General features: G+C 61.1%; 17 protein-coding genes and 1 tRNA gene. 8 read left to right on the top strand and 10 right to left on the bottom strand.

Annotated features, from left to right (window positions below):
* Positions 1-192 precede the first annotated feature (192 nt).
* The gene (locus tag AC0JZ8_RS03745; RefSeq protein WP_113167380.1) at positions 193-585 is read left to right on the top strand and encodes a PRC-barrel domain-containing protein; all 393 of its coding nucleotides are present in this window, start codon (positions 193-195) and stop codon (positions 583-585) included.
* Between the two features lie 64 nt (positions 586-649).
* Here AC0JZ8_RS03745 and AC0JZ8_RS03740 read toward each other — a convergent pair whose 3' ends face one another.
* Positions 650-1,495 (bottom strand): GNAT family N-acetyltransferase, encoded by an 846-nt coding sequence (locus AC0JZ8_RS03740; RefSeq protein ID WP_471891846.1) that lies wholly within the window; start codon positions 1,493-1,495, stop codon positions 650-652.
* A 29-nt stretch (positions 1,496-1,524) separates the two neighbouring features.
* Complete coding sequence (locus tag AC0JZ8_RS03735; protein ID WP_471893319.1) at positions 1,525-2,475, bottom strand: D-2-hydroxyacid dehydrogenase; 951 nt, start codon at positions 2,473-2,475, stop codon at positions 1,525-1,527.
* A gap of 85 nt (positions 2,476-2,560) precedes the next feature.
* Here AC0JZ8_RS03735 and AC0JZ8_RS03730 point away from each other — a divergent pair, with 85 nt between their 5' ends.
* Positions 2,561-3,673 carry an NAD(P)/FAD-dependent oxidoreductase gene (locus tag AC0JZ8_RS03730; RefSeq protein WP_471891845.1) on the top strand — a complete coding sequence of 371 codons (1,113 nt, stop codon included), beginning with the start codon at positions 2,561-2,563 and terminating at the stop codon, positions 3,671-3,673.
* A 115-nt stretch (positions 3,674-3,788) separates the two neighbouring features.
* Positions 3,789-4,043: a DUF6074 family protein gene (locus AC0JZ8_RS03725; protein WP_062453958.1), complete on the top strand. Its 255-nt coding sequence runs from the start codon at positions 3,789-3,791 to the stop codon at positions 4,041-4,043.
* A 172-nt stretch (positions 4,044-4,215) separates the two neighbouring features.
* On the opposite strand, the gene AC0JZ8_RS03720 is transcribed toward AC0JZ8_RS03725, so the two are convergent.
* From AC0JZ8_RS03720 to AC0JZ8_RS03700, 5 genes are all read right to left on the bottom strand, one after another.
* Entirely contained in the window at positions 4,216-5,133 is a 918-nt protein-coding gene (locus tag AC0JZ8_RS03720) for an SMP-30/gluconolactonase/LRE family protein (RefSeq protein ID WP_471891844.1), read from the bottom strand.
* Positions 5,134-5,173: 40 nt separating this feature from the next.
* Positions 5,174-6,121, bottom strand: a complete 948-nt coding sequence (locus AC0JZ8_RS03715; protein ID WP_471891843.1) for an ABC transporter permease — start codon at positions 6,119-6,121, stop codon at positions 5,174-5,176.
* A complete protein-coding gene (locus AC0JZ8_RS03710) occupies positions 6,118-7,059 on the bottom strand; it encodes an ABC transporter permease (protein WP_471891842.1) in 942 nt (313 codons plus the stop codon). Before AC0JZ8_RS03710 ends, AC0JZ8_RS03715 begins: the two co-directional genes overlap by 4 nt.
* Positions 7,056-8,534, bottom strand: coding sequence for an ATP-binding cassette domain-containing protein (locus AC0JZ8_RS03705; RefSeq protein WP_471891841.1), 1,479 nt, complete (start codon positions 8,532-8,534; stop codon positions 7,056-7,058). The genes AC0JZ8_RS03710 and AC0JZ8_RS03705 overlap by 4 nt, the downstream gene beginning before the upstream one ends.
* 87 nt (positions 8,535-8,621) lie before the next feature.
* The gene (locus AC0JZ8_RS03700) at positions 8,622-9,629 is read right to left on the bottom strand and encodes a substrate-binding domain-containing protein (RefSeq protein ID WP_471891840.1); all 1,008 of its coding nucleotides are present in this window, start codon (positions 9,627-9,629) and stop codon (positions 8,622-8,624) included.
* Between the two features lie 239 nt (positions 9,630-9,868).
* On the opposite strand from AC0JZ8_RS03700, the gene AC0JZ8_RS03695 reads away from it, so the two are divergent.
* Together AC0JZ8_RS03695 and AC0JZ8_RS03690 are read left to right on the top strand one after the other, a co-directional pair.
* Positions 9,869-11,101 (top strand): GAF domain-containing sensor histidine kinase, encoded by a 1,233-nt coding sequence (locus AC0JZ8_RS03695; protein ID WP_184654130.1) that lies wholly within the window; start codon positions 9,869-9,871, stop codon positions 11,099-11,101.
* A gap of 2 nt (positions 11,102-11,103) precedes the next feature.
* Positions 11,104-11,829: a response regulator transcription factor gene (locus AC0JZ8_RS03690; protein ID WP_062580135.1), complete on the top strand. Its 726-nt coding sequence runs from the start codon at positions 11,104-11,106 to the stop codon at positions 11,827-11,829.
* A gap of 32 nt (positions 11,830-11,861) precedes the next feature.
* Here the strand turns inward: AC0JZ8_RS03690 and AC0JZ8_RS03685 are convergent.
* Together AC0JZ8_RS03685 and AC0JZ8_RS03680 are read right to left on the bottom strand one after the other, a co-directional pair.
* Positions 11,862-11,937: transfer RNA gene (locus tag AC0JZ8_RS03685), tRNA-Thr, on the bottom strand.
* Between the two features lie 116 nt (positions 11,938-12,053).
* Positions 12,054-13,010: an NAD(P)H-dependent flavin oxidoreductase gene (locus AC0JZ8_RS03680; RefSeq protein ID WP_471891839.1), complete on the bottom strand. Its 957-nt coding sequence runs from the start codon at positions 13,008-13,010 to the stop codon at positions 12,054-12,056.
* A gap of 295 nt (positions 13,011-13,305) precedes the next feature.
* On the opposite strand from AC0JZ8_RS03680, the gene AC0JZ8_RS03675 reads away from it, so the two are divergent.
* A complete protein-coding gene (locus tag AC0JZ8_RS03675; RefSeq protein WP_162734930.1) occupies positions 13,306-14,577 on the top strand; it encodes a hypothetical protein in 1,272 nt (423 codons plus the stop codon).
* 50 nt (positions 14,578-14,627) lie between these two features.
* Here AC0JZ8_RS03675 and ppk2 read toward each other — a convergent pair whose 3' ends face one another.
* Positions 14,628-15,506 carry a polyphosphate kinase 2 gene (ppk2, locus tag AC0JZ8_RS03670; protein WP_062453936.1) on the bottom strand — a complete coding sequence of 293 codons (879 nt, stop codon included), beginning with the start codon at positions 15,504-15,506 and terminating at the stop codon, positions 14,628-14,630.
* Between the two features lie 97 nt (positions 15,507-15,603).
* Between ppk2 and phoR the strand changes: the two genes are divergently transcribed.
* Positions 15,604-16,920 carry a phosphate regulon sensor histidine kinase PhoR gene (gene phoR, locus AC0JZ8_RS03665; RefSeq protein ID WP_174195551.1) on the top strand — a complete coding sequence of 439 codons (1,317 nt, stop codon included), beginning with the start codon at positions 15,604-15,606 and terminating at the stop codon, positions 16,918-16,920.
* 195 nt (positions 16,921-17,115) lie between these two features.
* On the top strand, positions 17,116-18,150 hold the full coding sequence (locus AC0JZ8_RS03660; protein WP_062453935.1) for a substrate-binding domain-containing protein: 1,035 nt from the start codon (positions 17,116-17,118) through the stop codon (positions 18,148-18,150).
* Positions 18,151-18,328: the final 178 nt, after the last annotated feature.

The following is an 18,328-nucleotide window of genomic DNA, read 5'->3' as shown; positions in this document are numbered from 1 at the left end:
ATCGTCGATGATTATGCCATGCGTCAGCCCCAACAGACCAGCGCAACCTATCGTGAATTGCTATCTAACTTTGACGTAAGCGTCAACGTGCCGAGACTTGATACTCGACAAGCTTTTGGCCGCAAAGTGCGGAACCTCCACGGCCGCAAGCCGTTTTTCAACCATAACGACACGACAAAAAGGAGTTGCGTTATGATGCATCATGAACCGCGTGCGGGGCAGGACCCCTATGTCAAGGATACCGTTTCGCTGATTGCCAGCGACAAGGTCGAAGGCACCGCAGTTTACGGCGCCGATGGCAAGCGGATCGGCTCGATTGCGCGTATCCTGCTGGAGAAAAAGGGTGGCCGCGTTGCCTACGCCGTCCTGAGCTTCGGTGGCTTCCTTGGCATTGGCGACGATTACTATCCGCTGCCGTGGGAAAAGCTTCACTACGACGAGGAGCTGGACGGTTACCGGATCGACCTTACCAAGGACCAGATCTCCGGCGCGCCGCGCTACAAGGATATCGACGACGACAGCTTCTACAGCGCGAGGGACAAGTCGGTTTACGACTACTACGGCGTCCCGCCATACTGGATGTAGTCGCTCAATAAGCTATTTTTGATCGAAGGGCCTCGCCGCGTGCGGGGCCTTTTTGGGTTTCCGATCAATCCAGCCTCAGCACCATCTCGGACTGCGTCAGCCGGCTGCGTCGCCATCCGATGCGGCGCATGAAGGGATCAAGCAACCCACCTGCAATATTCTCCGCCGTATATAGCCTGCGACCGGGATAGCGCGCCGCGAGGCTGTCGGCCAAGGCGCGGCCGAGACCCTTGCGCCGTTCCGCCGGATCGACCGCGAAACCATAGATCCGCACGTCGTGCTTGGTATCATCAAGCAATGCGACCGCCTTTGTCCCGATCGAAAAGCTCTTCAGCGGCGAACCGGGATGGCGGAAACAGACCGGATCCGTCTGCCATGTCGGGTGTGCATCCGCAAAACAGAACAGCATCGCGGCCACTTCCATCTGGTCGCATTCGGCTGCTGCTTGCACGTCCGGTACTGGCCTTGTCCGGCTGCGGCTGAAGCCAACCTGCCTGCGGGACGTCTCGAAGCCGAGTGACAGATAAAGGTCACGAGCGCGGATATTGGAATCGATCACTTCGAGGATAAGGACGTCATCGCCCCGTGCCCTTGCAGCGGCAATCGCATCCGTCATGACGCGGGTCCCGAGGCCCTGACCGCGGATCGTCGGGCCGATGCCGAGCGCACTGACGCGCGACCGTTTCCCCCGTCGCGCAATCAGCAGGGTCCCGGCGGGCTTGTCACCGTCGAAAAACACTTCGCTTGCTTCAGGGTCGACATCTTCACGCGCCATGCGCAAAGAGAACGCCTCAGGCGAAATCGTGAATTTCACCACATAGCCGCGAAAGCCTTCGGTGAAGGCGGCGGCTGCATCCTCCATCGTTGTTTCCGCAAGGCTGCGACGCGTGATGGCTTCCGTTCGCTGCATTGATCAAGACCTCCACCCACCGACACTGTCTACAGAACGTTGGAGGGTGCGCCTTTCTCGAAATTCTCCACATGGTCGATGACCTGTGCCCAGAGCGATTGCATCGCCTCGTCGCTTGCCCAGGCGACATGCGGCGTGACGATCACGTTCGGCCGGTCGAGAACGGCAAGCAGCGGATTGTCCGGTGCCGGAGGCTCCTTCGTCAGCACGTCGAAGCCCGCCCCGCCGATCAAGCCCTCGTTCAGTGCCGTCACCAGGTCGGCCTCGTTCACCAGCCCGCCGCGCGCCGTGTTGATGACCAGCGGCTTGCGCTTCATCCGCCGGAATTCCGCGATGCCGATCATATCGCGGGTCTCGGGCGTCAGCGGCATATGAAACGTGATGATATCGGCGCGCTCGAGCACCTCGTTGAACGCCGTATAGCCCGGCGCAACCTCCGTCGATCCCTTGCGATCGGCAAAGAGCGGGCTCATGCCCAGCGCTTCGCCGATCCGTGCCACCGATTTGCCCAGCGTCCCGCCGCCGAAAATGCCGAGCGTCGAGCCGGCAAGATCCTTGATCGGATGGTTGAAGAAACAGAACTGGTTCGCCCGCTGCCATTCGCCATCGATCACGTCCTGACGGAAGCCGATGATCGAGCGGCGCAACGCAAAGATCAGCGCGAATGTATGCTCCGGAACCGTGTTGACCGCATAACCGCGCACGTTCGAAACGACGATGTCGCGCTCCTTTGCCGCTGCCAGATCGATCACGTCATAACCTGTGGCGGCGACCGCAATCATCTTCAGCCGCGATGCCTGAGCGATCGAGGCGCCACGCACCGGTGCCTTGTTGGTGATGACGATATCGGCATCGGCAATGCGCGCTGCGACGTCATCTTCAGGCGTCTTGCCGTATTCGATCCACTCATGCGCAAACCCCGGCCTTGTGATCGTTACCGAAGGGCCGATCGTGTCGCGATCCAGGAATACGATCTTCAGCACTGGCTTTCCTCCTCTGGCTTCACCGGATTTCTCGTATAACATCCGTCATGCCGCGTGGAAGGCGGAAACTGCGAGAGTGGGCATGGCGGAAATACTGGAGCTCGATTGCGTCGTCATCGGCGGCGGTGTGGTGGGGCTGGCGATCGCGCGTCGCCTTGCGCTCTCCGGCCGCGAGGTGATCGTGCTCGAGGCCGAATCACTGACCGGCAGCATTACCTCCGCCCGCAACAGCGAAGTCATCCATGCCGGACTCTATTACGCGACAGGCAGTCTCAAGGCGTCACTGTCGGTCGCCGGCAAACACAGTCTCTACCAGTACTGCGAGGAGCGCGGCATTCCCCACCGGCGCTGCGGCAAGCTCGTCGTTGCTTCCAGCGAGACAGAGGTCGCCTATCTCGACAAGCTGCTGAAGCAGGCGTGGGCGAATGGCGTCGAGGATTGCCGGCTGATCGACGGTGCGGAACTGGCCGCCATGGAGCCTGATATCCGCGGCTTCAAGGCGCTGCTTTCTCCCTCGACCGGCATCATCGACAGCCACCGGCTGATGGAAGCCTATATCGCCGATATCGAGAACAACGGCGGCAGCATCGTCCTCAGCTCTCCGGTTCTGAGCGGCGCGCTGCTCGACGGCGCAATACGCCTGTCGGTCGGTGGAGCCGATCCGGTTGATGTCGAAGCAAAGCTGGTCGTCAATGCTGCAGGCCTCGGCGCGTGGGGCATTTCCGCCGGTCTCGAAGGTCTCGACCCCGCGACCATTCCCGAACGCCATTATGCCAAGGGATCCTATTTCTCGCTGTCCGCACGCGCGCCGGCGCAACGGCTGATCTATCCGGTGCCGGAACCCGGCGGGCTCGGCGTGCATCTGACGCTGGACATGGCCGGTCAGGCACGGTTCGGCCCTGACGTCGAATGGGTGGAGAGGGTCGACTATGACGTCGATCCCGATCGATCGCAGAAGTTCTATTCCGCCATCCGCCGTTACTGGCCGGGCCTTGCCGATGGCACGCTTGTTCCCGCCTATTCCGGCATCCGCCCCAAGGTCGTCGGTCCCAAGGGAGGCGGCGGGGGAGATTTCTTCATTCAGGGACCGAAGCAGACGGGTCACCCGGGGTATGCGGCGCTCTACGGAATAGAGTCGCCAGGGCTGACATCGTCGATGGCAATCGCCGAATATCTAGAAAAACTAATATATTAACGATTTCGCGAGGTTTGGGAACGCACCTCTGCGAGCCTCGTTCAGCTTTTGTGAAGGAGTAAAGCTCATTGTTTCGCTCAGTACGGGCGATTCGCCCGGTATTTACGGAGTTGAAATGACGCTCTTACAGTTCCCGGCCGATCGACGCACTGGTGATGTCAGACGATGTGCTGAAACCCTGAGTGATCTTCATGGCCACGCCGCCAACCAGTTCTGGAGAACGGAAATGGCGGAATTTGCACGGTCCATGCGCCAGCGCGGCGCTGACGACCAGGAAATCTCAAGGCAGGCCGCACTGTTCATGCATGCCGTCCAGATGGAACTGCAGATGATGTTTGCAGAACAGGATGCGGACGTATCGGCTGGCTGATTTTTCGCGGAGCGCGTGACTGGTATCGCGTGACGCGTGAATGACGGGAGGACCGCCTACGGCGGGTAGCCAATCCTCCCGAATGACGCTCCTTGGCGGTGAGCGACGGGTTGTTGAATAATAACCGAAGCTTGCCTCACCATGGATTGCGTTTTGCTAATTTTACACTTGCTCAGCTAACGCCGGCGCCCGTTGTTGCAAGGAAGATCGCATAGAGCGATTTCGTTGCCGTGATGAACAACTGGTTGCGCCGCGGGCCGCCGAAGGTGAGGTTCGCCGCCGTCTGCGGCAGCAGGATTTTTCCCAAAAGCTTGCCGTCCGAACCGAAGCAATGCACCCCGTCTCCGGCGCTCGTCCAGACATTTCCGTCGACATCGACGCGGAACCCGTCCGCCAGACCGTTGTCGATATCGCAAAATACCCGGCTGTTTTTGAGCTGCCTGCCGTCCACGACATCGAAGGCGCGGATATGACGCGGCGCGGACGGGTCATGGCTCGACGAGGAGTCGGCCACATAGAGGATCTTTTCGTCCGGCGAGAAGGCGAGCCCGTTGGGCTGGCCGAAATCAGTCACCACCGCGTCGATCTCGCCGGTTTCCGGATCCAGCCGATAGACGTTGCGGGTCGCCTGTTCAGGCTCTGCCCGAAAACCCTCGTAATCGGATTTGATGCCATAGGTCGGGTCGGTGAACCAGACGCTTCCATCCGAGCGCACCACCACGTCATTGGGCGAATTCAGCCGCTTGCCCTCGTAGCTGTCGGCAAGCACGGTGATCGAGCCGTCGATCTCCGTGCGTGTCACGCGGCGGCCACCGTGCTCGCACGAGACAAGCCGCCCCTGCCGGTCGCGGGTATTGCCGTTGGTGAAATTGGAAGGCGTGCGAAACACCGAAACGCCGCCATCTTTGACCCAGCGCAGCATCCGCTGGTTGGGAATGTCGCTCCAGATCAGGCATTGCAGATCGGAAAACCACACAGGCCCCTCCGCCCAGCGGCAGTCCGAATAGAGTTCTTCCAGGCCTGAACTCGGGACGATCAGGTGCCGGAAGCGGTCGTCGTGGATTTCGTAAGGTGAAGATGTCTTCGACATGGCATTGCGTCCGGTTGAATGTGTCTGAAGTATTTAAAATCTATCGGCTCGATTGCCGACCGCCGGCGAGAAGAATGACGGCGATGATGATCGTGCCGGTGAGGATGAGGCGCACACCGGCGCCGAAGCCATAGGTGTTGAGCATCGACACCACCAGGAACATGAACAGCGAGGCGCCCCAGATGCCCGGTATGTTCGAATTTCCACCCGCCACCGCCGTGCCGCCGATGACCACGACGGCAATCGACATCAGCAGGTATTCCGAGCCCATGTTGAGCGCAGCACCTCCGGAAAAGCTCGCCAGCAGATAACCGCAGACGGACGCGAGAACCGCGCACAGCATATAGGTGACAAGCCGGGTTCCATCGACGGGAATGCCGGTCATGCGGGCCGCAAACGTGCTCTGGCCGATCGCCGAGATCCAGCGCCCGTAGATCGACTTTTCCAGAAGCACCCATGCTACGGCCGACAGGATCAACGCCACCAGCGCCACATTGGGAATGCCGAGCAGGCCGGATGTGGCAAATTCCGCCAGCGTTTCCGGCGGCTTGATGCGCAGGCCGCGATTGCTCCAGATCGCCACCGACTGGACGATGAAACTCATCGACAGCGTCGCGATGATCGGCGGAATGCGCAAGAGCCTGATCAGGATGTAATTGCCCAGCCCGACAACGAGGCCGATGCCAACAGAGGCAAGAAGACCGACGACGATCATGCCGTCCTGCACATCCATCAGCTTCAGGGCAAGCGTGCCTGACAGCGTCATCGTCGCCGGCACGGACAGATCGATATTGCCCGGCCCGAGCGTGATGACGAACATCTGGCCTATGCCGACGATGACCGAAAAGGCGGCAAAGGTCAGCGCTGCCTGCGACAGGCCGAACGAGCTTGCTCCGCCGGTAAAGAGAACGGTGATGACCCAGACGATGGCGGTCGCTGCAAACGACCAGATCCACGGCTTGGCGACGAGAAGACGTTGCACGGTCATTGGCTCTTCTCCCGCTTTTCGAGACGGTTGAGGGCGAGGCGAAGGGCAAGCACGACGATCAGGATCGCCCCTTGCGCGCCGATCTGCCAGTCCGGCGAGATCCGCATAAAGGAGAGGAACGACCCCGCAAGCGTCAGCGTCAGCGCGCCGATGACGGCCCCGATCGGCCACACCTTGCCGCCAACGAACTCACCGCCACCAAGGATGACGCCGGCGATCGATAGCAGGGTGTAGCGCAGGGCGATATTCGCATCGGCAGAGGTGGTAAGCCCCACCAGCGCGATGCCGGCAAGCACGGCGAACAGCCCGGCCAGCGCATAGGTTCCGGCGCGAATGCCGATCACCGACCAGCCGGCCCGCTCAACCGAACGGTCGTTGCCGCCGACGCCCCGCATCAAAACGCCGAACGACGAGCGCATCACGATAGTATGGGTGACGGCGGCGATCAGGATGCTGGCGACGATCGCCATCGGCACCAGTGGCGGCTTGGCGGTCATGATCCAGCGTGCAAATGCCGGTGCCGTACCGCCAGGCGAGGGGAGGATCAGCACCGCAAGCCCGCCCCAGACAAAACTCATCCCGAGCGTGACGACAATCGACGGCAGTTCGCGCAGATGGATGACGACGCCGATGACGGCATAGGTCGCGATCGCTCCGAGCAGGATCAGGATGCCGAGTGCCGGCGAGGTCTGCAAAAGCGTCGCAGCGACACAGGCGCAGAAGCTCACAAACGTGCCCATCGACAGGTCGAGGTCGTTGACGGACATGATCAGCATCTGGGCGATCGTCGCGAGCGCAATCGGCACCGCCAGATTGAACAGCAGGTTGAGGCCGTTATAGCTCATGGCGCGCGGCTGCATGTAGAAGACGGCCGCCAGCAGCAGCACCAGCGATGCGGCGGGAATGATCAGGCGAATGGTCCCGGAAGAAATCTTCATGCCGCTTCTCCCTGCGCAAACGAGGCAGATAGCACGCTCTTCTCGCTGATTTCCTCACCGACAAGTTCGGCGACGATCGCGCCTTCGCGAAACACATAGACCCGGTCGCAGAGGCGGATTTCGTCCATTTCGGTCGAGTACCAGATGAATGTCCGGCCGTTGGCGGCCTCGGAACGAAGGATCTCGTAGACTTCCTGCTTGGTGCCGATATCGACGCCGCGCATCGGATCGTCCATCAGCACGATATCTGCGGTGGTCGCGAGTGCCCGCGCAAACAGAACCTTCTGCTGGTTGCCGCCGGAAAGCGACAGGATGCGGTTGCCCATGTCGGGCGTGCGAATCTCGATCCGCTTCTTCCAGCCTTCGCCGAGCGCAGTCTCGCGGTCGCCATCGATCATCCGCTTCGATGACAGCTGGTCGAGCGAAGCGATCGACAGGTTCTTGAGAATGCTCCAGAGCGGAAACGTGCCGTTCAGGCTGCGGTCACCGGCGACGAAGGCGATGTCGCGCTTTTTCGTCGGAAACCAGTTGCTGTTGCGCGCCAGATAGAGATCGAGCAGCGCCTGCGTCTGGCCATGGCCGCCGAGACCGGCAAGCCCGATCATCTCGCCGCGATAGGCTTCGAAGGGCAAAGCATTTCCCTGTCCATGCCCGTGCCCACGCCGCGCCGGCATCGAAAGCACCGGAGCGCCCGACTTTGCAACCGCTTTGCGCGATAGCTCCTGCTCGCGCACCACATTGCCCATCGCCTCGACAAGGCTGCGGTTATTGAATTTTGAAGCGGCGCGGTCTGCCACCACGCGTCCATCCTTCATCACAACGATGCGGTCGGAGGTGGTGAGGATTTCGCCAAGAATATGCGAGATCAGCAGAACCGACCCGCCGGCGGCGACGAACTTGCGGATATAGGCCATCAGCTGTGCCGCAAGCCCGGCATCGAGCGATGACGTCGGTTCATCGAGGATGACCAGTTTCGGCGGAGCCGAGATACCGGCAAAGCTGATGGCGATCTCCACCATCTGCCGTTCGGCGATCGAGAGGTCGTCGACCGTGCTGTCGCAATCGATCGCATGGCCGGGAAAGATGTCCTGCAACTGGGCTTCCACCAGCGAAAGCGCCCGGCCGCGCCAGTTCCATCCTTTCAGCTCCGCATGCATGATGCGGGCGTTTTCGCCGACCGTCAGGTTCGGGCAGAGCGACAGTTCCTGAAACACGCAGCGCAAGCCGTTGGCACGTGCAGCCGATATGCCGCGCACATCGTTGCCGCTGTAGCTGAGTGTGCCTTCATGGGGAGACAAGCCGCCATTGATGACATTGACGATGGTGGACTTGCCGGCACCGTTATGGCCGACCAGCCCGACGCATTCGCCGGCGTGGATCACGAGGTCGGCGCCATCAAGCGCCTTCACGGCTCCGAAAGTCACACGGACGCCGCGCGCGGCCACAACCTCTTGTCGGTTCAAGGTTTCGCTCATGCAGATCGCAGTCTGTTTGTCTGATGGGAAATCATGCCGGGTCGCGAGAGGTCGAAGCCCTCGCGGCCCGGCACGCGGGAGGCGACGCTACTTGGCGTCGATCACCTTTTGGGCGTCTGCCAGCGAATATTCGACATTCGCCACGCCACCCTTCTGGGTGGTCTTCAGGCTTTCTTCCAGGCCGGCCTGGTCGATGCTGAGGAACGGCACGACGAGGTCTTTCTTGACCTCCTTGCCGTCGAGGATCTGCTGGGAGACCCAGAAGGCGAGCGTCGAAACGCCAGGCGCGATCGAGACCGACATGGTCTCGTAACCGTCCTTGTCCTTCTGCTGCTTCCACCAGACGAGTTCGTCTTCGCGGTTGCCCATCACGATTGTCGGCGTCGGGCGCTTGGCGGCGGCAAATGCCTGTGCCGCACCATACCCGTCGCCGCCCTGCGTCACCACGCCGACGACATCCGGCAGGCTCGGCAGGATACCGGCAACCGCACGCTGGGCCACGTCCTGCGCCCAGTCGCCGTTAACAGAGCCGACCACCTTGAACTGGCTGTGCTTGGCAACGCCCGCCTGAATGCCGGCATGGATCTGGTCGTCCACGGAAACGCCGGCAAGGCCGCGGATTTCGAGAAGATTGCCGCCCTTCGGCAGCTTCTTCGCGAGATAGTCGACCTGGCTCTCGCCCATCTTCTTGAAGTCAACCGCGATGCGCCATGCGCAGGGTTCGGTGACGATGCCGTCGAAGGACACGACGGTGATGCCGGCGTCGCAGGCTTCCTTGACGGCGCCGTTGAGTGCGGTCGGCGACGCGGCATTGATGACGATCGCATCATAACCCTGCAGGATCATGTTCTGGATCTGGGCGGCCTGTTCGGTCGCCTGGTTTTCGGCCGTGGTAAACGGATCAGCAGCTGCGACCACGCCATTGGAAACGGCTTCCTTGGTGATTTTGTCCCAGCTCGTCAGCATCGCCTGTCGCCAGGAATTGCCGGCATAATTGTTGGAAAGCGCGATCTTCTTGGATGAGGTATCGGCAAGCGCCGGACCACACAGGCACGCGACGGCAACGGATGCCGCAAGCATCGTTCTGATATTCATGATTTCCTCCCAAAAGCTCCCTCTATATCCCCGGGCCGCTCCTCAACGGGTGTCCGGAGATAATGATTGCCCTGAGCCCCTTTTGCTCAGTAAATCGAGAATGGAGGAGTTTTCTAATGTTGTACAGGCGCATCCAAGCACGCTTTCTGCGGGCTTTCGCGCAAAGTCTGCGGGTTCCCGCAGGACGCAACCGAAAAGCTGGCGCTTAATGTCGCCAAGGCCTGGGAGGAGGCCTGATCATGCTCAATCCGGCGCGCAACTCTCTGTTCGACCGCTATCTCGGCATCTCGAGATTGCTGGCAGGCCAGCTCGATTTCGATGCGATCATCAAGGCCGTGGGCGAGGAGATCAGCCATATCATCCCGCACGACCATCTCGATGTCTGCATCAAGATGCTGGATGGAAAATACCATATTGCCTACGAAAGCGGCCTCGATACCGCCTGGAGCAAGGAGCCGCCCGCACTTCTGACCGGCAGTCCAATCCGCACGCTGCTGGCTGGCGAGGTGGACTATCTTCTCTCGGGCAATGCCCTGACCGATCCGCGCTTCCATTTCGACGGCGCCTTTGCGAGCCCCATCATCGAGCTGTCGCTCAAAAGCCGTCTCCATGTTCCGCTCAAAGCCCAAGGCGACGTGATCGGCGCGCTCAGCTGTTCCAGCCGGCAGTATGACTGCTACACGATGGAGGATGTCGAGAACGCACGCGCGGTGGCCGACCTGCTCGCCCCCTATTTCTTCGCGCTGCGGGCCGCCGAACAGGCCAAGCGCTCGGCCGTGATCCAGACCGAAGCCAGCGCCCGCGAAGAGGGCTTGCGGCTCGGCGCCCTCAAACTCACCGAGGCCCTGGAGGCGGAACGCCAGCGGATCGGCATGGATCTTCATGACCAGACGCTCGCCGACCTCACCCGGCTGACCCGCCGCATGGAGAAGCTGACGGGTGTTGCGAGCGTGCCGGGCGATGCGCTGGAGCCGCTCTGCCGCGCCATGCAGCAATGCATGCACGATCTCCGCGAGATCATCGAGGAAGCCAAGCCCACTGTGCTGCAACTGTTCGGCGTCGCCGAGGCGATCGAGAACCATCTGGAGCGGTCGGTGCGCGAAAGCGGCCAGACGATCGCCTGGGAGATGACCGACGAGACCGGCGGCACGCTTCGCGATCTTGATCCGACGGTGGCGATCGCCCTGTTCCGGATCGTTCAGGAAGCAGTCAACAACGCCATCCGCCACGGCCAGACGGACCGGATCGAGGTGGCGCTGACCCAGTCGGGCAGGGCTCTTTCGATCGAGGTGAAGGATGACGGCGGCGGCATCGGCGCGCCCGAAAACCGCGCCGGCCACGGCATCGACAACATGAAGACCCGCGCGCGGCTGATCTCCGCAAGGTTCGAGATCACCAGCGCGAAAGATCGCGGCACGCTCGTGCGGCTGACCCTCCCGATACAGCCGAAAAACGGGGCAGAGATAGGATGATGATGGATGTCCTGATCATCGAGGACGATGCGCTTCACCGCTCCTATCTCCATGAGGCGGTGCGCGCGGCCCTTCCCGAGTGCCGTAGCGTTGTGGAGGCCGAAAACGGCCTCATCGGCGAAGCACAGGCGCGCTCCTCGCGCATCGAGCACGTGGTGATGGACCTGCAGATGAGCGAGCGCAACGGCATCGAAGCGGCGCGCACCATCTGGCGCGAACGTCCGGATACGAAAATCCTGTTCTGGTCGAACTATTCCGACGAGGCCTATGTGCGGGGCGTCTCGCGCATCGTGCCTGAGGGCGCGACCTACGGCTACGTGCTCAAATCCGCATCCGAAGACCGCTTGAAGCTGGCGCTCCGCAGTGTCTTCATGGAATCCCAATGCGTCATCGATCGCGAAGTGCGCGGCATCCAGCAGAAAAGCCTCGGCAATTCGCTCGGCCTCAGCGATGTCGAATACGAAATCCTCATCGACGTCGCGCTCGGCCTCACCGACAAGGCGATCGCCCACCGCAAGCACCTGTCGCTCCGCAGCGTCCAGAACCGTCTGCAGCAGCTCTACGAAAAACTCGATGTCTACGAATCATGCGGCCGCAACCACGAAGGCAGCGAAGGCTGGTTCAACCTCCGCATGCGCGCCGTCGCGGTCGCCCTCCAGCGCAAGGTCCTCAACACCAGCGCACTTGAACGCGCCGAACGCGATTTGCAGGCATCGGGGCGGATGTGAGGGGGTGGTGAGATGAGAGGTATTGGGAAAAATGGTGCCGCTTAGAGGACTCGAACCTCTGACCCCATCATTACGAATGATGTGCTCTACCACCTGAGCTAAAGCGGCCTACGCAGCGCAAGGTGTTGCCTTCTGCGAGTGAAGGCGCTGATACAGGCAATGGGGCGTGATTTCAAGCCGGTTTTCGATTGGCGTGAAATTTTATCGATGCGCTCCTTGGACTATCAGAGGGCGAGCCTTGTGCGCGCGTCTGCATATTCGCGCTCCAAGCGGCCGACCAGATCCGCGACTGAGGTCACTGATTTAACGGCGCCGACGCCCTGGCCGGCGCCCCAGATGTCCTTCCAGGCCTTCGGGCCGCTTACAGCCGCGTCGAAATCCATCTTGGTCGGATCGGCGCTTGGAAGCGCATCCGGATCGAGCCCCATCGCCGTCACTGAGCCCTTCAGATAGTTGCCGTGGATGCCGGTGAAATAGTTGGAATAGACGATATCGGAAGCGGAGGATTCAACGATCATCTGCTTGTAGCCGTCGACGGCGCGTGCCTCATGCGTGGCGATGAAGGGTGAGCCGATATAGGCCATGTCGGCCCCCATCGCCTGCGCCGCCAAGATGCCGCCGCCGGTGGCGATCGAGCCGGCGAGCAGGAGCGGGCCGTCGAACCACTCGCGGATCTCCTGAATAAGCGCGAAGGGAGACAGCGTCCCCGCATGACCGCCGGCACCGGTTGCGACAGCAATCAGCCCATCGGCACCCTTGCGGATCGCGGACTTCGCATGCCGGTTGTTGATGACGTCATGCAGCACGATGCCGCCATAGGAATGGACCGCTGCATTCACTTCCGGCACCGCGCCGAGCGAGGAGATGACGATCGGCACCTTGTATTTCACGCACATCGTCAGATCGTGTTCCAGCCGCCTGTTGGACGTATGAACGATCTGGTTGACGGCGAACGGTGCGGCCGGCCTGTCGGGATTGGCTGCATTATAGGTGGCAAGATCCTCGGTCATCATGGCAAGCCATTCGTCCAGCTGGCTTTCCGGTCGAGCATTGAGGGCAGGGAAGGCGCCGATCACGCCGGCCTTGCACTGCGCCAAGGTCAGTGCCGGATGCGAGATGATGAACAGCGGCGACGCCACGACGGGAATTCGCAGTCCTTGTCTCAGCACGTCCGGAAGCATCGGCAATCTCCTTTTGATTTACGTTTACGCACACGTAAGATCGGTTTTAGCAGATGCATTCGGCTCGGGAAAGATGGCGCCGTCTGGCGAAGGTATGCGTGCCATGCGCACTGGCGGCTCGATAAGCGGCTGTTTCCGCGGCATTCTCACGCCTAACCATATCTTCTCCCCAATCTTGGCGAAGGAAGGCCATTGACCACCGGCTTGCAGTTCAGCGACGGAGAGGTTACCGAAAATTAACGCCGTCTTTTCAGCAAGGCCGGCAGTCGGGTATGCACAACCGGAAGGATCCGCAGTGAGCGGTTTGGAAACAGCCATCAGGAATGCCCTTGATCGTTCCGATCGGACCGATGGCGACACGCGGGCACGGATTTATCAGTCGGCGCGACAGGCGCTGGAAGCAGGTCTGCAGCGCCAGGGCGTGACCGACAAGCTGATTGTCATGCAGCAGCAAAAGCGGCTGGAAGAAAAGATCCGCGAGATCGAGACGGAGGAAGTGGACCGGCTGGCCGGTCCCGCTATCGAGCCTGACGAGATCACTCACCCTGTCATCGACCCGGTTGTCGCACCTGCCGCCACGGCCAGAGCCGCAGCTCCAGATGTCGCAGCCCCGATCGTTGCGGATGAAAGGGTAGCCGCCCCCGATCCGGATACCGGTCTCGGCGGCGCAACACGCGCACCATCCCCGGCAAATGACCAGAGGCAGCCCAACGATGTCCAGTCGGCCGGGGATCTCGGAAGTCTCGGCGCCGCGCGACCGGATTTCCGTCCGGCCTCATCCGAAGTGCCGCAGATGGACGGACTGACCTCGGTCGAGCCGGACCGCGTGCAACGTGGCCAACCGCCTGTTGCCAAGCCCGAGCGCGGCAGGAAGCGGCGCGGATCTCTCGACGCCGAGACGAACCCTGCAGCCAAGCCGCGCAAGAGCCGTCGTCAGCGGCTGATCTCCTGGCTGCTGAAATGGGTCATCTCGCTTGCAGTCGTCGGCGTCGCTTGCTGGTATTTCTATAATTCGGGCCTGGTCCAGTCGGTGATGGACGAGGCCCTGCAGGCCGCCAACCGGGCGTCGCAATCGCAGGCGGGTCCCAATGCGCGCTTTGATCCTCGCGGCGGCTTTTCCGATGAATGGGCGCAGGTCTTCGAACCGAAGCAGATCGATACGCTGCAGGTCGGTCGCGAGGCAAAGGCAGAGGCTGCAACCGGTTCGGAAGGTCCAGCCGTTCGGCTCCTGTCGGCAACCCCGCAAACCGGCGGTGATATCGCCGTCACGGTTCCGGCGGATGTATTGCAGCGCCTGGCAGGCGGGCCGGCCACCATCGCAGTCACCGTCCAGGCTGGCGGCAACCAAGGTGTCCAGATGTCGATACGCTGCGATTTCGGCAGCCTTGGGGGCTGCGCAAGACATCGGTTCACGGCAACCCAGGAGCGACTGGAAGCCCTGTTCAAGGTCAGCTTCGACCGGGCGATCGCGCCAAACGCGCCGGGTCGCATCCTGATCAATACCGGCCTCGACGGTGCCGACAGACCGGTCCTGCTCTACTCCGTCCGCATTTTGCCCGCAGGCTGAACCCTGAACGCCGGACGACAACGTCGTCCGGCTCACTCACCTGTCTGTCTCTATTTCAGGAACTTGCTGCCAAAGCCGAGGATCTTGTCGTCGATCTCGCCGATCGCATCCCTGTCTTTCCCCTCGTAATCGAGGGACCCAAGAATGTGGCGGATGACGTTCAGATGCGCACGCCGCTTGTCGTTTGCCAGCACCACCGTCCATGGCGCAAGCTTGCTGTGTGTTCGCTCCAGCATCTGGTCGCGCTTTGCGGTGTAGTCAGGCCATTTGTTCAGTGCCGCGATGTCCATCGGCGAAAGCTTCCAGATCTTCAACGGATCGTGGCGCCGGTCGTGAAACCGCTTCAGCTGCATTTCCTGGCCGATATCCAGCCAGAACTTGAACAGATGGATATCGTCGTCGACGATCATCTCTTCGAACTGTGGCACGTCCTTCATAAAGGCTTCGTATTGGCCCGGCTTGCAGAAGCCCATGACAGGCTCGACCACGGCGCGATTGTACCAGGAGCGGTCGAACAGCACGATCTCGCCCGACGTCGGGAAATGCGACACGTAACGCTGGAAATACCATTGGCCCGCTTCGGTGGGCGAAGGCTTGCTCAACGCCACCACGCGTGCAGATCGCGGATTGATATAGGAGCGGATGGACATGATCGTACCGCCCTTGCCGGCAGCATCCCGGCCTTCGAACAGCGCAATCATCCGCTTGCCGGTATCCTGCAGCCAGTACTGCACCTTCACGAGCTCGATCTGCAGCTTCTCCAGCTGCTTGGCGTATTTCTCCTTGTCCAACTTGTGGTCATAGGGAAAGCCGCCGGATTCCAGCGCGTGATCATGCACCCAGCCGGGCAGTTTCGGATCGTCAATGTCGAAATGCCTCAGCTTGCCATCGATTTCTAGTTCCGCTGACCGGCTGCTTGTCTCTGCCATGATTGCTGTCCTTTTTCCTTCGGCGGCCGAAACGGCTGCGACTGCTTCAACGGTTTGCAGGGCTTGAGGTTTCCCTCAGGACCGATGCATATCTGTCATGCAAGCGTTATATGACCGCAAGTTCGACCAAACAAAAAGGGGTTCGCGCGTGGAAGCGTTGCCGAAGGAAGAGCGCGGGTTTGCGCAAGAGCTGGCACTTCGCTTCCGGCGCGAGTGGCTGCTGCTTCTGCTGCTCTCGACGATCGCGGTGATCGCTTTTGTTGCCGGCGCGAACGATCTTCTGGTCTTCGTGCTCTGGCTTCCCCTCGTCGTCGCCGTCCTGTCCCGGCCCTTGCCGGAGATACCTGTCGTACCGGTTGAAATGCCTGTTCCGGAGCCACCCGTCTTCGACCCGCTGCCGCTGATCTCGGCAACTCTCGGCACGCTGGACATGCCGGTCGTGGTGCTGGGTGGAGACATCTCCGTTCTCTACCGCAACAAGGCGGCGGAGCGGGCCTTCGGCGATCTGCCGATCGGCACCCATCTGACAGCGCGGCTGCGGTCGCCCGGCATTCTCGACATGCTGCGCGAAACTATCGCAACCGGCCAGCCGAACCAGATCGAACATTCTGAGCGCCTTCCGTCCGAACGGGTCTTCATCCTGCGCGTGGCGCCGATCGATATCGGCGGCCTGGCGCCGGGCATGGGAAACTATTACCTCCTGTCGTTCCGCGATGTCTCCGAACTGCGCAGCATCGACCGGATGCGATCCGATTTCGTCGCCAATGCAAGCCATGAGCTGAGAACGCCGCTTGCCTCGCTCAGAGGCTTCATCGAGACAATTCAGGGCCCGGCTCGCGGCGATCCGAAGGCGCAGGAACGCTTTCTCGGCATCATGCTCGACCAGGCGACCAGGATGAGCCGACTGGTGGACGACCTTCTCTCCCTGTCGCGGCTGGAACTGAAGTCGCATATCGCTCCGGACCAGACCGTGGACCTGAAGCCGCTGATCATCCATGTCAGTGACGCGCTCTTGCCTTTGGCTGAGGAACTGGGCGTCGAAATCCGCCTGCATCTTCCCGAAGGCAGGGTCGATGTGCTGGGCGATCGAGACGAACTGATCGAAGTGATCGAGAACCTCATCGAGAATGCCTGCAAGTATGGTCAGGAGGGCAAGTTCGTCGATGTCTTCCTGAAAGGCGGCGGCAGGCTGCCGGTCGAAGTCAATGTCATCGACAAGGGGCCGGGCATACCGGCGGAGCACGTTCCGCGCCTGACCGAGCGTTTCTATCGCGTCAGCGTCGCCGACAGCCGCTCCAAGAAGGGTACCGGATTGGGGCTTGCCATCGTCAAGCATATCCTCACCAGGCACCGCGCCCGCCTGCTTGTGAAGTCGGAACTCGGCAAGGGGACGGAGTTTACCGTCCGTTTCTGACATAAAACCAACCCAGTTTTCCCGGTCTCTTCCAGAACGTCAATATTTTCAACAGCTTGAATTGTCACAAATGTTTCACCGAAGTGACATAAAAGCTAAGGCCAAGGGCGGCTATGACCAGCGGGCCGAGAGCCGGCAAATGTCTAAGAGGCCGGCATGACAAGATTTCTGGAAACCCATACCGGGAGAACTTCGATGAACATGTTCAAACTTTCCGCAGCAGCCCTCGTGGCCTCTGTTGCCTTTGCCGGCGTTGCATCCGCACGCGACCAGGTTCAGGTTGCCGGCTCCTCCACCGTTCTTCCCTATGCGAAGATCGTTGCCGAGACCTTTGCCGAGACCAACCCGAACTTCAAGGCACCGGTTGTTGAGTCCGGCGGCACGGGCGGCGGTCTGAAGGCATTCTGCTCCGGCGTCGGCGAAGGCACGATCGACGTTGCCAATGCTTCGCGCAAGATCAACAAGAGCGAAGCCGAAGCCTGCAAGGCTGCCGGCGTCACGGACGTTCAGGAAATCCGCATCGGTTACGACGGTATCGTATTCGCCGCCGACTCGTCGAACGGCGACATGAAGATCACCCCGAAGGATCTCTACAAGGCATTGGCCGCTGAAGTCGTCGTCGACGGCAAGCTCGTTGCCAACCCTTACAAGAACTGGTCGGAAGTCAATGCGACCCTGCCGAAGGGCCCGATCGCAGCTTACATCCCAGGCTCCAAGCACGGCACCCGCGAAGTCTTCGAAGAGAAGATCATGGCTGAAGGCTGCAAGGAAGCCGGCGCGACGGACGTCATCAAGGCTGCCATCACCGATGCCAAGCAGGCTGCTGCCAAGTGCGTTGCAGTTCGCAAGGACGGCGCAGCTGTCGACATCGACGGCGATTACACGGAAACCCTCGCTCGCATCTCGGCCAACAAGACCGGCCTCGGCGTGTTCGGCCTGGCCTTCTATGAAAACAACATGGACAAGCTGAAGGTCGCGACCGTTTCGGATGTCGTTGCTTCCACCGAAACCATTGCTTCGGGCAAGTACCCGGTGTCGCGCCCTCTGTTCTTCTACGTCAAGAAGGCTCACCTCGGCGTTATCCCAGGCCTCAAGGAATATGTTGAGTTCTTCATCTCCGACGAAATGATCGGCCCTGACAGCCCGCTCGCCGAATACGGCCTGGTTGCTGCTCCGGACGATCAGCGCGAACAGGTCCGCAAGGACTTCGAAGCCGGCAAGACCATGTAATCAAGGATCCGGCGCCGCTTTTGCGGCGCCGGTCTTCTTTGCTATCGCGCCGGCCGATCAGGCTGGTCCGCCGCGCGACAGAAGCAACGCCTGGCGCCGATCGCTGCGCTTTGGGTGGCGAAATATATCGGTTCCGATGGTGGGATTTGTGCGGTAATGGGTGCCGTCGATGGCGGTA

The organism is Velazquezella soli, from assembly GCF_977018685.1.
Note: the sequence above shows the minus strand (reverse complement) of the source record. Positions and strands in the feature narration are given on the sequence as shown.

What these genes read in the sequence shown, in the direction of transcription:
- AC0JZ8_RS03720 (WP_471891844.1), bottom strand. Translation starts at nt 5,133, where the DNA reads ATGTCGAAGACATCTTCACCTTACGAAATCCACGACGACCGCTTCCGG.
- AC0JZ8_RS03715 (WP_471891843.1), bottom strand. Translation starts at nt 6,121, where the DNA reads ATGACCGTGCAACGTCTTCTCGTCGCCAAGCCGTGGATCTGGTCGTTT.
- phoR (WP_174195551.1), top strand. Translation starts at nt 15,604, where the DNA reads ATGCAAGCGTTATATGACCGCAAGTTCGACCAAACAAAAAGGGGTTCG.
- AC0JZ8_RS03710 (WP_471891842.1), bottom strand. Translation starts at nt 7,059, where the DNA reads ATGAAGATTTCTTCCGGGACCATTCGCCTGATCATTCCCGCCGCATCG.
- AC0JZ8_RS03730 (WP_471891845.1), top strand. Translation starts at nt 2,561, where the DNA reads ATGGCGGAAATACTGGAGCTCGATTGCGTCGTCATCGGCGGCGGTGTG.
- AC0JZ8_RS03740 (WP_471891846.1), bottom strand. Translation starts at nt 1,495, where the DNA reads ATGCAGCGAACGGAAGCCATCACGCGTCGCAGCCTTGCGGAAACAACG.
- AC0JZ8_RS03695 (WP_184654130.1), top strand. Translation starts at nt 9,869, where the DNA reads ATGCTCAATCCGGCGCGCAACTCTCTGTTCGACCGCTATCTCGGCATC.
- AC0JZ8_RS03725 (WP_062453958.1), top strand. Translation starts at nt 3,789, where the DNA reads ATGACGCTCTTACAGTTCCCGGCCGATCGACGCACTGGTGATGTCAGA.
- AC0JZ8_RS03690 (WP_062580135.1), top strand. Translation starts at nt 11,104, where the DNA reads ATGGATGTCCTGATCATCGAGGACGATGCGCTTCACCGCTCCTATCTC.
- AC0JZ8_RS03660 (WP_062453935.1), top strand. Translation starts at nt 17,116, where the DNA reads ATGAACATGTTCAAACTTTCCGCAGCAGCCCTCGTGGCCTCTGTTGCC.
- ppk2 (WP_062453936.1), bottom strand. Translation starts at nt 15,506, where the DNA reads ATGGCAGAGACAAGCAGCCGGTCAGCGGAACTAGAAATCGATGGCAAG.
- AC0JZ8_RS03700 (WP_471891840.1), bottom strand. Translation starts at nt 9,629, where the DNA reads ATGAATATCAGAACGATGCTTGCGGCATCCGTTGCCGTCGCGTGCCTG.
- AC0JZ8_RS03745 (WP_113167380.1), top strand. Translation starts at nt 193, where the DNA reads ATGATGCATCATGAACCGCGTGCGGGGCAGGACCCCTATGTCAAGGAT.
- AC0JZ8_RS03680 (WP_471891839.1), bottom strand. Translation starts at nt 13,010, where the DNA reads ATGCTTCCGGACGTGCTGAGACAAGGACTGCGAATTCCCGTCGTGGCG.
- AC0JZ8_RS03705 (WP_471891841.1), bottom strand. Translation starts at nt 8,534, where the DNA reads ATGAGCGAAACCTTGAACCGACAAGAGGTTGTGGCCGCGCGCGGCGTC.